The sequence below is a fragment of the Alteromonas sp. RW2A1 genome, from assembly GCF_001886475.1.
In the GTDB taxonomy this organism is placed as follows: Bacteria; Pseudomonadota; Gammaproteobacteria; order Enterobacterales; family Alteromonadaceae; genus Alteromonas; species Alteromonas hispanica.
The window spans coordinates 2,253,045-2,267,855 of record NZ_CP018031.1 but is presented as its reverse complement, the minus strand read 5'-3'; the positions used below and the strand labels follow the sequence as shown (position 1 = coordinate 2,267,855).

At 42.9% G+C, this 14,811-nt stretch carries 13 protein-coding genes and 1 tRNA gene; 7 read left to right on the top strand and 7 right to left on the bottom strand.

Annotated features, from left to right (window positions below):
• The first annotated feature begins 2 nt into the window (after positions 1-2).
• From BM528_RS10245 to tadA, 4 genes are all read left to right on the top strand, one after another.
• Positions 3-614: a VC2046/SO_2500 family protein gene (locus BM528_RS10245; RefSeq protein WP_083595259.1), complete on the top strand. Its 612-nt coding sequence runs from the start codon at positions 3-5 to the stop codon at positions 612-614.
• A 273-nt stretch (positions 615-887) separates the two neighbouring features.
• Positions 888-1,898, top strand: coding sequence for an oxygen-dependent tRNA uridine(34) hydroxylase TrhO (trhO, locus tag BM528_RS10240; RefSeq protein ID WP_071979716.1), 1,011 nt, complete (start codon positions 888-890; stop codon positions 1,896-1,898).
• Positions 1,899-1,958: 60 nt separating this feature from the next.
• Positions 1,959-2,201 carry an EF-hand domain-containing protein gene (locus tag BM528_RS10235; RefSeq protein ID WP_071979715.1) on the top strand — a complete coding sequence of 81 codons (243 nt, stop codon included), beginning with the start codon at positions 1,959-1,961 and terminating at the stop codon, positions 2,199-2,201.
• 728 nt (positions 2,202-2,929) lie between these two features.
• Entirely contained in the window at positions 2,930-3,469 is a 540-nt protein-coding gene (gene tadA / locus BM528_RS10225) for a tRNA adenosine(34) deaminase TadA (RefSeq protein ID WP_071979713.1), read from the top strand.
• Positions 3,470-3,740: 271 nt separating this feature from the next.
• Here tadA and mltF read toward each other — a convergent pair whose 3' ends face one another.
• The gene (mltF, locus tag BM528_RS10220; protein WP_071979712.1) at positions 3,741-5,123 is read right to left on the bottom strand and encodes a membrane-bound lytic murein transglycosylase MltF; all 1,383 of its coding nucleotides are present in this window, start codon (positions 5,121-5,123) and stop codon (positions 3,741-3,743) included.
• Between the two features lie 172 nt (positions 5,124-5,295).
• On the opposite strand from mltF, the gene purL reads away from it, so the two are divergent.
• Together purL and BM528_RS18665 are read left to right on the top strand one after the other, a co-directional pair.
• On the top strand, positions 5,296-9,183 hold the full coding sequence (gene purL / locus BM528_RS10215; RefSeq protein ID WP_071979711.1) for a phosphoribosylformylglycinamidine synthase: 3,888 nt from the start codon (positions 5,296-5,298) through the stop codon (positions 9,181-9,183).
• Positions 9,184-9,366: 183 nt separating this feature from the next.
• Positions 9,367-9,507: a hypothetical protein gene (locus tag BM528_RS18665; RefSeq protein WP_198033550.1), complete on the top strand. Its 141-nt coding sequence runs from the start codon at positions 9,367-9,369 to the stop codon at positions 9,505-9,507.
• A 141-nt stretch (positions 9,508-9,648) separates the two neighbouring features.
• Here BM528_RS18665 and smrA read toward each other — a convergent pair whose 3' ends face one another.
• The 3 genes from smrA to BM528_RS10200 form a co-directional block, all read right to left on the bottom strand.
• On the bottom strand, positions 9,649-10,236 hold the full coding sequence (smrA, locus tag BM528_RS10210) for a DNA endonuclease SmrA (protein ID WP_083595258.1): 588 nt from the start codon (positions 10,234-10,236) through the stop codon (positions 9,649-9,651).
• 420 nt (positions 10,237-10,656) lie between these two features.
• Positions 10,657-10,732: transfer RNA gene (locus BM528_RS10205), tRNA-Arg, on the bottom strand.
• A 64-nt stretch (positions 10,733-10,796) separates the two neighbouring features.
• The gene (locus BM528_RS10200) at positions 10,797-11,978 is read right to left on the bottom strand and encodes a flagellar assembly protein T N-terminal domain-containing protein (protein WP_071979709.1); all 1,182 of its coding nucleotides are present in this window, start codon (positions 11,976-11,978) and stop codon (positions 10,797-10,799) included.
• A gap of 386 nt (positions 11,979-12,364) precedes the next feature.
• Here BM528_RS10200 and BM528_RS10195 point away from each other — a divergent pair, with 386 nt between their 5' ends.
• Entirely contained in the window at positions 12,365-12,862 is a 498-nt protein-coding gene (locus BM528_RS10195) for an LPP20 family lipoprotein (protein WP_071979708.1), read from the top strand.
• Between the two features lie 90 nt (positions 12,863-12,952).
• On the opposite strand, the gene flgN is transcribed toward BM528_RS10195, so the two are convergent.
• From flgN to flgA, 3 genes are all read right to left on the bottom strand, one after another.
• Positions 12,953-13,384 (bottom strand): flagellar export chaperone FlgN, encoded by a 432-nt coding sequence (gene flgN / locus BM528_RS10190; RefSeq protein WP_071979707.1) that lies wholly within the window; start codon positions 13,382-13,384, stop codon positions 12,953-12,955.
• A 159-nt stretch (positions 13,385-13,543) separates the two neighbouring features.
• On the bottom strand, positions 13,544-13,873 hold the full coding sequence (gene flgM, locus BM528_RS10185) for a flagellar biosynthesis anti-sigma factor FlgM (RefSeq protein ID WP_071979706.1): 330 nt from the start codon (positions 13,871-13,873) through the stop codon (positions 13,544-13,546).
• A gap of 103 nt (positions 13,874-13,976) precedes the next feature.
• Positions 13,977-14,705 carry a flagellar basal body P-ring formation chaperone FlgA gene (gene flgA, locus BM528_RS10180; protein ID WP_071979705.1) on the bottom strand — a complete coding sequence of 243 codons (729 nt, stop codon included), beginning with the start codon at positions 14,703-14,705 and terminating at the stop codon, positions 13,977-13,979.
• Positions 14,706-14,811: the final 106 nt, after the last annotated feature.

Here is a 14,811-nt window from a genome sequence, read left to right as displayed (position 1 = left end):
GAATGAGCAATTTCAGTGTTAAGTTTATGGATATTTTGCCGACAACCCATGTATGGATATCACTACATAATTGTATTCTCAGGCTTTCAGTAAAAATGGATATTGAGCAAACTCCAGCGAACAACGCACCGTCGCTAGATCCCAGCTACCGCTGGGAGTTCGATGGTACGCTGGCAAAAGCTTCTTCTCAGGGAAGCCTGTTCTCACTGTATTTAGCAATGCATCAGAGCGCCTTGGCGAATACTATTCAGCTTACGCCACCAAAAAATGATGCAACCAATAGCAAGAGAGATGACTTAGCATTTTTAAATCATTATCGTAAACCTGCGCTTGCAGCGTCAGATGGAGATTGGAAATGTTTGGACACGCTTTCGCAATTAATGTGCAGTGATATAACGGCTGCTAGGCTCTTTCAATCAATGAACCCTTCTCCGCTAGCTCAAACGGACAACCCACGACGAATTCCTGAGGACGTAATAAACAATTGTAGTTTGGGCACCCAAAAGCGCCTAGCTGAGAAATATGTAAGCGATATCGAAGAAGATAACACATTACTTTTTGAAGTGATCCAAAATCAAAAGGTAAATTCCCCGTCGATGAATGCATCGATATAGGCATAACTGATGCCGCGTAGTTAGTTTCAATTCAAGCAGGCTTTTAACTAACAGCCTTAAAGGGGCTGTCAAAACCCAAAACCCAAAAGCGCGGAAACACGATAATAGTATTTCATATTGTTACGTACTCGCATTAAATACCTAATTTATAATTGCTAATTCTGTTCCTTGAACTATTAATGCCATTGCAGGTTTGGTTTTTGCTCTCGCTTCTGCTATATTTCGCGCCGCATTTTGCACTGGTCTTACGCTCCAATCAGCAAAGGTTAAAATATGTCTACTAATATAGAAAACAAATATATTGTTTGCGCAATGTACAAATTCGTTGCGCTCGAAAATTACAAAGCGATGCGCCAACCGTTACTCGAAGTCATGGAGTCTAACGGTATAAGGGGCACTTTGCTTCTCGCAAGCGAGGGCATTAACGGCACTGTCTCTGGCCCGCGAGAGGGAATTGACGCGCTACTTAACTACCTAAATAGCGACGAACGCATTAATCCTATCTCCTTCAAAGAATCGTTACATGACGAGAAGCCGTTCTACCGCACCAAAGTAAAATTAAAGAAAGAAATTGTTACCATGGGTGTAGAGGGTATAGACCCTCGTAAAACGGTGGGCACCTACGTTAAACCCACTGAGTGGAACGCCCTTATTAGCGATCCTGACGTAACGGTTATTGATACTCGAAATGGCTATGAAATTGAAATAGGGACTTTCAAGAACGCTATCGATCCAAAAACCGATACATTTAGAGAGTTTCCAGAGTACGTATCTAAAGCACTTGACCCAGAGAAAAACAAAAAAGTGGCTATGTTTTGCACTGGTGGTATCCGCTGCGAAAAATCAACCGCATATTTGAAAGAGCAGGGTTTTGAAGAGGTGTATCACCTTGAAGGTGGGATTCTCCAATATTTAGAAGATGTGCCAAAAGATGAGTCGCTATGGGAAGGGGACTGCTTTGTTTTCGATAATCGCGTAGCGGTCAATCACGATCTTGAAAAAAGTGAGTACGAGCAGTGCTACGCATGTCGCCTGCCGATTACCGAAGATGATAAAAACACGGAACAATACGAACCCGGCGTAAGTTGCCCACGTTGTTTCGGTACTCATACGGATGAGCAGATAGCGCGTTTTCGTGAAAGAGAAAAGCAAGTTCAGCTAGCAAAAGCCAGAGAGCAAGAGCATGTTGGTACTGAGGCAAGGCTCATCATGGAGCAGAAGCGTCAAGAAAAAGCGAATGCACAGCGAGAGCGCGCCTTAAAAGCAAAAGAAAAACAGGCGTAGACACATAATAGTAGAGACGTTACACTCCTTATATCGTTGTAAATTAGTTAAGGAATGTGAGTGAGCACTCAACTTTCAGATTCTAAAATTGAAGAGATAAGAAAAGACTTCAGTTTCTTTGACCGTGATGGAAACGGGCAAATCGACCTTACTGAGTTTATTGAGCTATTAACGATTATTTCACCCAAGACGAAAGCAAGTCACGTTGAAGAAGGGTTTAAACTAATCGATGAAAATGACGATGGCTATATCGACTTCGAAGAGTTTTTAGAGTGGTGGCAAGAGTGTTGGTGGGAATACTAACAACTTGCACAATGAATCGAAAAAAGCGAGCCATGGCTCGCTTTTTTGTTTGCCCAGCGAAGCTGGCAAACCCGTCAGGTTGAAAGAAACCTGAATCACCCTGACTGAGGGGAAGATAATCCGAATGGCAAGGGCGTCGGCTATAAGCTTTGTAAATTGTGCTGGGATCATGATCAACCCTCAATAACTGTATTCATATACAGTATAGCAACAATTTAGCAGAACATAGCCTTTAAAAAAGTGTAGTCGATAACAAGAAACTTGTCTCGTTTAACTAATTTAGCTAGCCAACCAGTACACGCTTTTTGTTACTATACGCAAAATTTTGACGCCTTTAGTAGAAAACGCAGCACGTAATTTTTTGGTATTAGGCTGATAGTTGGCAGATTATAGGCAGATAGAAATCTATCAAACATTGGCCTTCCACAGTTTCATTGTGCTATCAGCGTCTACATGCTTTGCCGTGTCTAGGGCGAAAAGCGTGTATCTACGTTTTAATAACTACTAAGCAAGCTTATTGCCATTTTTAGAAACTTCATACTTATTAGTGGGTTAAGAAGTATTTTTGAATTTTAGCAACCTTGTCATTGATGAAACTCACCAATCTAAATAGTGAGTTTAACGAACTAGTAACTAAAATCGTCAAAATAATGAGTATCAAAATAGTAGTCAGCTTGAGCCTTGAAGGTATGTTGCCGCAAGTCAATGAAGAAACGGTAAAAGAATAAATGGTTAACGAAAAAACGATGCTGTCTGTTAATACACCTACAGAAGAGAACGATATTTTCTGGATGAAACATGCCTTATCGCTAGCAGACAAGGCTGAAGCTATTGGTGAAGTACCTGTGGGAGCCTGTGTTGTCATCAATGGGGCCGTGGTCGGAGAAGGATGGAATACGCCGATACGAGATCACAATCCTACAGCACATGCAGAAATACATGCGGTTACTCAAGCGGCGAAACATATACAGAATTACAGACTTATCGATGCTACGCTTTACGTTACGCTAGAGCCCTGTTCAATGTGCGCAGGCATGTTAATACATGCAAGAGTCAAGCGGGTGGTTTTTGGTGCGTGGGACGCAAAAACCGGCTCAGCAGGCTCTGTTATGAACTTGCTCCAGCATCCGGCGTTAAATCACCAGGCTGAAATTGTTTCGGGAGTGCTTGCCGATGAATGCGCAGATAAGATATCAGCTTTTTTTAAAAAGCGAAGGCAGGAAATTAAAGCGGCTAAAAAAGCAAAAAGAGCACAACAACAAGATTAGTCTGTGCTTCGTGTTAACTGTGTGAACATGTCGTTGGTAACGTATAGTCTGCGTCTATGCAATACTTTCTGGTGACTGCGTTTTATAAGCAGTCTGCGTCTGTTAGTGTTTTTCAATCTAACTCCTTTTTTCATAAATCTATTTTTCTTCATATAAACTTCCTTAATTAATAATGCTGGGAAGTTAAATGACGGATATGTCATTCTAATTTCGCAATTAACCTACGGTACAGAGATGACATTTAAATGACATATTTCAATAGCCAATAGACTTATATTTTATCTTGTTCATCGAGCCACACTAAGCTGTCGTAGTAACGACGAATATTTTCAACATACTGGAGTGCTTCATCGCCACGAGCATAGCCATAGCGAGTGGTACGGTAATACTTCTTCTGTCGTAGTTGAGGCAACCTCCTCTTTACATCTACCCACAAATCTGGGTTTCCACCTTGACGTTCGGTAAGCACCCTCGCATCTTCTAAATGACCCATTCCTATGTTGTAGGCGGCCATTGCCATCCAAGTTCTATCTGGGCTGCCAATTCGCGCAGGAATTCGACTTAATAGACTAGCAAAATAGCGAGAGCCTCCGCGAATGCTCTGCTCAGGGTCAACTCTGTCGCTAACATCCCAATCGCTTGCAGTATCTAGTGTGAGCATCATTAAGCCTCTCACACCAGTACGAGAAACCGCGTTGGGTTCCCAGTGACTTTCTTGATAGCTCATCGCGGCGAGAAGACGCCAATCTAAGTCGCCAGAATATTTTTTGAATAACGGCTGATATTGCTTGAGCGTAGACTCTGCTGCGTTCTTAAATGCTCGACTGTCGACGTAGTCGAACTGTCGAATATGGCCGAAATACTTATCTTCCAAAACAGTAAACCAACCGGATTGATGTACAGTTCCAAAATATTCGATAATGGCAGCTTTCACAGAGTCGTCTTGGTTAAGGGGCATTGCCCACGCCATTGGCATCTCGCTTTGAAGTGTTTTTGCAACAGCCAGACTAGGGTAACGCCTGCGCTGAAGTGCAAGACGGTTACTATCGGCGATAGTGTAATCGATGTCACCTAGCGCCACTTGTTGTAGCAACTCTTCAGAATCAGAATCTTCGGTAGTGACTATAACTGTTTGTGAATCTGGTTTTTGCTGATCAGCCAGTAATTGATTGAGTATGTGAACCTGACTACTTCCAGATACAGCGACAATGGGGGATGAGAGGGTTTGAATATCTCTCGGTCTGTCTGTTCCCGCCTTGAAAACAAGCTGCTGCTCAACATACTGATATGCTGGTCCGTAGGCGAAACGTTGCTGCAAATCTGATGTCACTGCATCTCCTGTTGCAACAATGTCGAGGTTGCCTTCTTCAAGCTGCTCAAGCATGACCTCGTAACTGTAAAACGGATATAAATCTAGCGTTACGCCAAGAAAGTCTGCAAAGCCTGCCAGCAGTTCATATTCGAACCCCTGTGGCCCACCTGCACCATTGTAGAATGTGCCAGCACCATAAACAGTGCCTACTTTGATAGAGTTTCTATCGAGTAGTTGTGACAGTGCAGTGGGCACAGAGGGGGCACTACAGCTAATAGATATGATAGAAAGTAGGATTAGGGCATATGTACGAATGTGCTTTTTATAGCGTTGTGCCTGCATAGCGCTTTTCTTATTGTTAGTTAAAAAATTTTCAAAAAAAATTCATGTATGGGCGTATTGAGGTTACCAAGTGACCATAATTGCTCTATAATCCGCGCCGAATTACTCATCAATCTAAGAGGCAACGCGTCGCATTGGTGGTCGTTGTTTCCAAACAACCAGGTAAAGCACTATGTTGGTCCTTCGAGGCGCTCCCGCACTATCAGAGTTTAACCAAACTAAACTGATTGCAAAGCTGGGTCAATCCGGCGTTAAGGTTAAAAACCTTTACAGTGAATATGTTCACCTAGTAGATTCTCAAGGTGATTTGTCTAAACAGCAAATAGAAATACTAGAGAAATTGCTCACTTATGGGCCCGCAAGGCAGACGCAGTCACCTTCTGGAACACTTTTCTTTATCACTCCTCGCCCCGGCACTATCTCTCCTTGGTCTTCAAAAGCCACCGACATTGCTCACAATTGCAGCCTTGAAAATATTAACCGCATTGAACGTGGTTGTGCATATTACGTAGATACTGAAGAAGCGTTGAGTGAAGCGGACTTTGCTTTGATTGCCAGTTTCTTGCACGATCGCATGACAGAGTCTGTATTTACACATACCGATGACGCCAACGTATTATTTGCTCAAGCAACGGCAAAAAGTTTCACTTCGGTTGAAATGCTAGAACATGGAAAAGGTGCGTTGATAGCAGCTAATGTGTCTTTAGGATTAGCCCTTGCTGATGATGAGATTGATTACCTGTTTGACAGCTTTACCACATTGGGAAGAAACCCAACTGACGTAGAACTTTATATGTTTGCTCAAGCAAACTCTGAACATTGCCGTCATAAGATATTTAACGCTAGCTGGACGATTGATGGAGAAGATCAGGAAAAGTCTCTTTTCAAAATGATCAAAAATACCTACGAGACACTGCCAGACAATGTGTTTTCTGCTTACAAGGACAATGCTGCAGTAATGGAAGGGTGGCAGGCTGGCCGATTTTTCCCTAACCCTCAATCTCATCAATATGAATACCATCATGAGAATATCGATATTCTTATGAAAGTGGAAACTCATAACCACCCTACAGCCATTTCTCCCTTTCCCGGCGCCGCAACTGGTTCAGGTGGCGAAATTCGCGACGAGGGCGCCACAGGTCGCGGTTCTAAACCTAAAGCAGGCTTAGTGGGTTTCACTGTTTCAAACCTTCGTATTCCTGGGTTAGAGCAGCCATGGGAAACCGAATATGGTAAACCTCAGCGCATTGTTAGTGCACTCGATATTATGACAGAAGGTCCGTTGGGTGGGGCTGCGTTCAACAACGAATTTGGCCGTCCAAACCTTTTAGGTTACTTCCGTACCTACGAACAGGAAGTGAATAGCTTCAATGGCGTAGAAGTGCGTGGTTATCATAAGCCAATCATGCTAGCCGGCGGTTTAGGTAACATCCGCCGCGATCAAATTGAGAAAGGTGAAATTACTGTAGGCGCCAAGCTTATTGTTCTGGGCGGTCCAGCAATGAACATTGGTTTAGGTGGCGGAGCAGCGTCATCTATGGCATCGGGTCAATCTAACGAAGATTTAGACTTTGCTTCAGTTCAGCGCGAAAACCCTGAAATGGAACGCCGCTGTCAAGAAGTTATCGATGCGTGTTGGCAGCTAGGTGAAAATAATCCAATTCAGTTTATTCATGATGTCGGTGCAGGTGGTTTATCAAATGCCTTACCTGAACTTGTAAGCGATGGTGGTCGTGGCGGTAACTTTGAACTTAGAAAAGTGCTGTCTGATGAGCCAGGGATGACACCACTAGAATTATGGTGTAACGAGTCTCAAGAGCGATATGTAATGTCTGTGGCGCCGGAAAACATGCCTGTTTTCGAGGCAATTTGTCATCGCGAGCGAGCGCCTTTCGCAATTGTGGGTGAAGCTACAGTTGAGGAGCATTTAAACCTTAACGACAGTCAATTTGATAACAAACCTATCGATATGCCTTTAGATGTATTGCTAGGTAAGCCGCCGAAAATGCATAGAGATGTTACTTCGGCCACATCACATTCTCCTGCATTCGATGACAGCGGCATCAGTATAAGTGAAGCAGTATCACGTGTGTTGTCACTTCCTACTGTGGCGGAAAAAACCTTTCTTATCACGATTGGCGATCGCTCAGTAACAGGGTTAGTTCATCGCGACCAAATGGTTGGCCCTTGGCAAGTACCTGTAGCCGATGTAGCGGTAACGGCGAGTGCTTTCGATACGTACCACGGCGAGTCAATGGCTATGGGTGAAAGAACTCCTGTTGCCTTGTTGTCTCATGGCGCTTCTGCGCGTTTGGCCGTTGGCGAAGCGCTAACCAATATTGCCGCGTCTTACATTGGCGATATCAAGCGTATTAAGTTATCAGCAAACTGGATGACAGCGGCAGGGCATCCTGGTGAAGACGCTGGCCTTTATGAGGCTGTTAAAGCGGTGGGTGAAGAACTTTGTCCTGCGTTAGGACTCACTATTCCAGTAGGTAAAGACTCCATGTCGATGAAAACGGCATGGCAAGACGATGGAGAAGAAAAGGCAGTAACGTCGCCATTATCTTTGGTAATTACTGCTTTTGGCGCGGTGAAAGATATTCGCAAAACGCTAACACCCCAGCTTAGAACAGACAAGGGCGAAAGCAAGCTTTTACTTATCGACCTTGGGGAAGGCAATAACCGCTTAGGTGCAAGTTGTTTAGCGCAGGTTTACAATCAGTTGGGTGATAGCCCAGCAGATGTTGTTTCTGCTCCTAGGCTAAAAAGCTTTTTTGACGCCATGCAGAAATTAATTGGCCAAGACCTGGTCCAGGCTTATCACGACCGTTCAGACGGTGGTCTGTTTACAACTGTGGCTGAGATGGCTTTTGCAGGCAAAACTGGAGTAACAATAGCTCTCGATAAATTGTCTGGTAGTGATATCTCTGTCTTGTTTAACGAAGAGCTTGGTGCTGTTATTCAGGTGCTAGACCGCGACATTGAAAAGGTGAGTGTTGTATTAGCTGAAAACGACATTGCTGCTATTACGCACGAAATTGGCACTGTTAATACCACCGACATGATTGAGTTTAATCGCAATGGGTTGGCAGTATTCGCTGATAGTAGAGTCGCAATGCGAACAACATGGGCTTCAACCACCTTTGAAATGCAAAAACTGCGTGATAATCCGCAATGTGCTGAACAAGAACATATCGCCAAGCAGGATGCAAAAGATCCGGGGCTACATGCTGTTTTGTCTTACGATGTAAACGAGGATATTGCTGCTCCATATATTGCTAAGGGCATTAAACCGAAAGTTGCGATATTAAGAGAACAGGGCGTGAATTCTCATCTTGAAATGGCTGCTGCTTTCACTCGAGCAGGTTTTGATGCGATTGATGTTCATATGAGCGATATTTTGTCCGGACGACGCTCTCTTGAAGATTTCGCTGGGTTAGCAGCATGCGGCGGTTTTTCATATGGTGACGTGTTAGGTGCCGGTGAAGGCTGGGCAAAATCAATCTTGTTTAACAGCATGGCGAGAGATCAGTTCGAGAGTTTCTTCACTCGAGATAACACGTTTAGCTTGGGTGTATGTAACGGCTGTCAGATGTTGTCGAATTTGAAGTCACTTATTCCTGGTACTGAACATTGGCCACACTTTGTTGCGAATCAGTCGGCCCGTTTTGAAGCTCGTGTCGCTATGGTGGAGGTGACTAAATCTAATTCTGTACTACTCGACTCAATGGTCGGCTCTCGTATGCCAATTGCAGTTTCGCACGGTGAAGGACAGGCTGAGTTTGCGTCTGAGGATATGCTGAAAGCCGCTGGTGAACATGTTGCGCTTCGATACGTGGACAATTATGGTAACCAGACCATGCAGTATCCAGCTAACCCGAATGGATCGCCACAAGGGATCACGGGGTTAACATCAGCAGATGGGCGAAGCACTATTATGATGCCGCATCCTGAGCGTGTATTCAGAGCGGTGGCGAATTCATGGTGCCCTGATGATTGGCAGGAAGACGGTGCATGGATGCGTATATTTCGAAACGCCCGTAAGTTCGTGGGGTAATCATTTAGGGGTAATTAGTGTCAAACCATTGGCTTAGGTGTCAAAAATTTGATTTTACCCCTTGTCATAGGTTTGTCACTGATCTATTGTAGTGCAGCACGGAACGCTATTAGGTTACAGGAGTTGAATTGGGTTGCACTAGTAATTGGTAACAATGCTAGTTTAAATAATAAGAGACGAACAATGAATCGTTCCTCAAAAGGGTTTGGCTTGACTGGAGTCGCAGTAGCTGTGGTGTTGATGTTTATCACTGCTGTATTTAGTACTTCTGCGAAATCTGCTGAAGCTCCAACAACGCTAAGTGTGCAATCTTCAGTTAAGTAGTCTGAAAAATTAATAAAGCCCGCAATGAGGTCACTCACGGCGGGCTTTAATCATTCTGAGCAAACCTACTTATTTACTTCAAAGAACGTATCTAGGTTCTGTTTTAGTAGACTTTCATAGCTAATCTATCCAGTAAACATCTCAGCCTTTTCTGTTTTTTTCTCTATTTATTAGCTTTTGTTGCGGATGCTTTTTAAGCAGGACATACGTAGCGCCAAAACCTCCGTGCATAGGCTGTGCAGTGTGAAACGCAATAACTTCCTCCAGTTCACGCAACCAATGATTTACATAGCTTTTCTTTAAACCCGGGAAAGGCTTACTGTTTTCACCTGTTCCATGCCTCACAATGAGTGCCCGTATACCCCGTTCATGACCTGCACAAATTTGCTTGTAAAGAAGCTCTCGGCTTTCTTGCAGTGTTTTACCCGCTAAACTGACAGCCAGCTCGAGAGGGTATTTACCTAGCCTTAACTTTTTAAATACGCCGTCTTGAATTCCCGGTTGCTGAAACTGAATAAATTCGTCGGGAGGTACTGGCTTTACACCTTCCATACTTAATGGATTTTTGAGCGTATCGCGAACCTGTATTTGCTGAGAGGCTCGCTTTTGTTTTTCAGCCAGCGCTGCGTTGGGGTCATGCAGTAACGCTTTGTCGTTAGAGGTAATGGGTTTTACATCTTGCATTTCAGCAAAAAAAGAATCTAGCTCTTCGCGTTCGAAATGGCTCATTAACATTCCCCTTGTGAATACCTTGAATCTGCACAGAGCAAATAAAAAGACTCATAATGCTTACTAAGGATAGTTTTATACACTAAAACACAATGTAGGGATTAGCCAATAACATTTAAATAGGAAGCTAAAAAATAGCGCCCGGTTCATTGAGCATTTCTATCACGTCCCAGACGTCTTTTGTGCCACCCTCTGTTTCTGATTCATTACTTTCAGATGAACAGCACTCACTTAAGTTATTCATATTATTCTTTCGGTTCACAAAGCTACTTTTTATTAAAGTATTACCCACTTTATGCAAATAACAAAAAATAATGGGGGCCAGACAAGTTTTACCTAAGAGACAATGGATGAGATTCTTTACAATGAAATGCATCCACGCTGAAAAAATGAGTGCTCTGGCTCGATACTCTTCGGTGGTGGCGTCCCCACGAGGACTCGAACCTCGATCAGCGGCTTAGGAGGCCGCAGTTTTATCCTGTTAAACTATAGGGACACAGCGCGATATTATACTTAGATAAGATGAATACGGAACCCTTTGGTTTACTTACTTTTTATCTTCATTTTTTCACAACAAAGTCATTTTCTTGAATGTTGGCTACAAGTCCAGACTGTTTGTGAATAATGGTAGAAGAATTAGCAAACGTATTTTCGACAACAAATGTACCGGGGTAGAGCGAGTATTGGAGGAATTTTTTACCCTTGTTGTCCATTATCTCTTTTGCCTGATATAGCATTAGCTCATCATTTTCTTCTATACCATTATCCCTTCCAAGAGAAATAGAAATGATGTCTCCTGCTACATTAATTACCCGTCCGGTCGTTGGCTGACACGCAATCGATTCTTTAATATCTTGAATAGCGTCAAGTAATAAATCTTGAGTTTTTCTGCCGTAAATAGATTGCCAAAAATAATTTGAATGCTCGTCAATTTGCTCAAATCGGTCGAAGGTCCACTCTGCATGTGTATTATACGATTTGGTAAATAATCTTCCGCCGTTGATGCCATCAAAGACTTCTAATGTAATAGCAAAGTATCTATCTACTTTGTCGTCGCTCCATGGGGTGAATACTGAGGCGGGTTGTCTATCAATACTCAAGTCATCGATAGTGCCGATGATAGCGAACTGTGAATTACCATATTGTGCTAGCGAGCGAACATTTTGTTCAGTGTACTCGCTTTTAAATTTCGCAGTATGAGGAGCAATATAGGCAAGCCTGAGGTTATCAGTGGTTTCAGACATAAGTTTGGCAAACTTATTCGTTACAGCCTCATCAAAATGTCTAATATTACCTTCTGTTAGTTGCTGCCTATTTGGGGTTAAAAAGTATGTAGTGGCGAAAAGTTTTTTATCATTACCTGCATTACATGTTCTGGTTGCTGGAAATATATCTGCTCTAATACTGACAGTAAAAATCTCGCCATTGTATCTTTCATCGATAATTTCAATTTGTTCTACTTCGCCATTACTGCGAATTGTCAGTTCTTCGTTTTCTAGAAGCCCATTTGTGAGCTGTTGAACACTATTCACTGATGCTCCGGAGAAAAGCATGGCTTGCTTGAGCGCTTCTTCAATAGCTTCTCGCTTCGCCGCTTCTTTATCGCCATTTAAGATAATTGCCTGACCTTTGGCTTCATACCACATGGCATGCGCCTGCCCATGTAAAAAGGCCACTAGGCAAACGCATGCCACGACCGCATTAAGCAGCATGACATAAACTTTCGATTTGTTACTTAACATGTCGACCTCTTGATATTACTTAGGTGCTAACTCAGAAGCATGTTTAGCTAGAAATTGGCTTTAAAAGAAAGTAAACGTAAAGCGAAATTCAAACTTTGCGCTGAGATACCAGAGCACATGACCTGAGCACATGACCTGAGCACATGACCTGAGCTATGCTAGAACAATGCCATATCTTTACTGAGAAGTGTCTTAATGCAATTAGGTGGAAATATTGGAAGGGGTTTACCAGTGTAAAGATGTTTAGGTACAAATTTTGCTTTTCTTTTTTGTCACATACGTTAAAACGCAAGCTAGGGTGCTAAAGCACTTCACTCTTGTCAGAGTTCTAAAGCAAAACGAGAAGTGGCAACCAAAAGGCAATAGCTAAGACAGGAATATGTGTCATGAAGTTACTAACAGTCCATACATCAACAGTGAGTGCAATAGTGAGAACAATCATCCTATTTATTGGCGTTACTATGGGGCTTACAGGTTGCGGTGTTATTGATAAACATATTGAGTGGGAAAGTGTCGAGCCAAATACGTATCCTGTGCTCACCGCTGTTGGTTATGCGCCCATCGAGTCTCAGCAAGGTAGCAATGCAAATGTAAAGCGACTAATGGCAATGAAGGCGTCAAAACTAGAAGCTTACCGAGAGCTTGCAGAGCAAGTTTATGGCCAGCGTATCGAAGGTTCGCAGTCGCTTTCAAGCTTAGTAGTGAATAGCGAGTCTTTACGAGCTTCTGTAGACGGCGTTATTCGAGGAGCAAAAGTGGTAAAAACCTATCCAGTGGGAGAAGACACTTATGTCACAGAATTGACGCTGGATATGAAAAGGGTTTACGACATCTATTTGACTACAGCAAAACCCCGTAGAGTTAAAAACGTCACTTATTACTGATTGCTAAATCACTTTAAAGACAACATTGCACCATTACGCGCTTAGCTATTTAATTAGTAGCTATGCACCTACTATCTATGCACCTGCTAGCTATGCACTTACTCCTGAACCCAAAGTACCGCCTTTAGGTTTTCCCTTTTTATCATAGGTGAGTGATTCTTTTGCGCGCAATTCCATCATTAAATTACGAAGGTGGGTTAGCCGAAGTTGACCCTGCTCAACGGCTTTTTGATTTACCTGTGTGCGGTACTTGCAGTCATCGAGAAGAGCCTTTGCTTTTTCTGTAAGCACATCATCTTCCTCACTATATGTTTGCCCTTGGTCAATTAAGGCTTCGGCCGCTGAATCTATCTTTTGGATGTCTTCTAACAACTGAGCTTTTTCGTCTAACAAAGCCATGAGGGATTCAGCTTCGCGAGAGCTAATTAACTGTAGCTCTCTTTCTAATAGTGTCGACAACGCAGTTAACTTGTCCACTTGGTTTTGAAGTATCGATGTTAAATTTACTGTTTGCTCGCTCACTGAAAGCTCTCTTTTAAATACGGTACGTTGAAAAAGATGTTACAGATAGCATAGCACTGTGACTTTCTCTGTAAATGCTGCGACATACTTCAAGAATACTCATTTGCACCCTCACTACTGAGCACTGAGTGTATTCGCAAAAGTCATCAGTAACAAAAATCACTTAGAACCGAAAATCTCTGCTTCTGCTTTCGCTATCTTGTTCGCCAGTACTTCAGGATTAATTTGGTAGTCACCGCTTTGAATTGCTTTTTTCAAACGGTCCACTTTTTCCTGATTCACTGGTGCTTCAGTACCTTTCTTCTGAACTTGGTTTAACTGCTGAGCAGATTGCGTTAATGAAACGGAATCTTGACGGGGTGCTGGAGCTGCCGTTGCAGTTTTTGACGCAGCTTGCTGCTGCGCTTGTTGTGTCTGATTTTGCTGAGACACTTTTCCGTTATCAACGGGATTTTTCGGTAACCCATTGTTTATATTGTTAATAGCCATAATAGTTCCTCACTACCTTCTCACCTCTGTATAGGGTATCGGCGAAAGCCCCGTTATCTTTAGCTTTAAATAGCGAAAAAAGGATAGTTTTTCTATGCTAGTTTTATAATTGTATCACGACTTTCTCTGTACTGGCGACTCTGGCTATAACAGTCTTTTTAGAGCTTGCGTTAAGTACTTGAATACTATCGCCAACCACGCCATCTTGCTGTGCGATACCCGCAGTTCTCACTTTCATTTTACCTACTTCGGCAGAAATGGTGATCCGGTCACCTTTGCATACAAAGCAAAGCATATTTGCTTGGATTGCTTGACCATTTGTTGCTCGCCTCTTCATTCGAGCGCCCACCAGCGAGTCAATTTCTGTGAACGTCGTGTAACGGAGTTGACGAACATCCACGCTCGCCATTGTTAAATTCGACGACGATAAAACTGTACCAGGACTTACTGCCCCGCTGGTAACAACAATATCTTTTGTTCTCGATACTTGGCCGCTAGTAAACAAATACCAATCATTGGTTTCACAACTCACGCGCACCGATATGTAGGACTGCTTCAGTGCGTCTTCTGAAGTGTGATAGCGGTATCCGGTAGAGCACTCAGGGATATTTATCCTATCGTCTATTTTTACTATGGCAACATCGATGTTAGTATCCTGCGAATTTTCAGTTAGTTGCGTGATTAGATATTCACGAGCGCCGTTTTCTACAACGCGATGCAAATTTTCCATCGCGAAAATGGAAAATGACATTACACTCGTTGCGGCACTTGATACTAAAAGTGCACAAACAGCGAGTTTTCTTACATGACTTTTACTATTTTGTTTTTTCATTGTGACTTTTCGTGTTCAGTTCGTGAGTTATTGGCTATGCTTAAAAGGTAAACGCGGGTTTTACCGACAGTTGCTTTTGAGAGTTGTTAACGCTACTGTCATTTTT

What these genes read in the sequence shown, in the direction of transcription:
- purL (WP_071979711.1), top strand. Translation starts at nt 5,296, where the DNA reads ATGTTGGTCCTTCGAGGCGCTCCCGCACTATCAGAGTTTAACCAAACT.
- BM528_RS18665 (WP_198033550.1), top strand. Translation starts at nt 9,367, where the DNA reads ATGAATCGTTCCTCAAAAGGGTTTGGCTTGACTGGAGTCGCAGTAGCT.
- smrA (WP_083595258.1), bottom strand. Translation starts at nt 10,236, where the DNA reads ATGAGCCATTTCGAACGCGAAGAGCTAGATTCTTTTTTTGCTGAAATG.
- flgA (WP_071979705.1), bottom strand. Translation starts at nt 14,705, where the DNA reads ATGAAAAAACAAAATAGTAAAAGTCATGTAAGAAAACTCGCTGTTTGT.
- tadA (WP_071979713.1), top strand. Translation starts at nt 2,930, where the DNA reads ATGGTTAACGAAAAAACGATGCTGTCTGTTAATACACCTACAGAAGAG.
- mltF (WP_071979712.1), bottom strand. Translation starts at nt 5,123, where the DNA reads ATGCAGGCACAACGCTATAAAAAGCACATTCGTACATATGCCCTAATC.
- BM528_RS10200 (WP_071979709.1), bottom strand. Translation starts at nt 11,978, where the DNA reads ATGTTAAGTAACAAATCGAAAGTTTATGTCATGCTGCTTAATGCGGTC.
- BM528_RS10195 (WP_071979708.1), top strand. Translation starts at nt 12,365, where the DNA reads ATGAAGTTACTAACAGTCCATACATCAACAGTGAGTGCAATAGTGAGA.
- trhO (WP_071979716.1), top strand. Translation starts at nt 888, where the DNA reads ATGTCTACTAATATAGAAAACAAATATATTGTTTGCGCAATGTACAAA.
- BM528_RS10245 (WP_083595259.1), top strand. Translation starts at nt 3, where the DNA reads ATGAGCAATTTCAGTGTTAAGTTTATGGATATTTTGCCGACAACCCAT.
- flgM (WP_071979706.1), bottom strand. Translation starts at nt 13,873, where the DNA reads ATGGCTATTAACAATATAAACAATGGGTTACCGAAAAATCCCGTTGAT.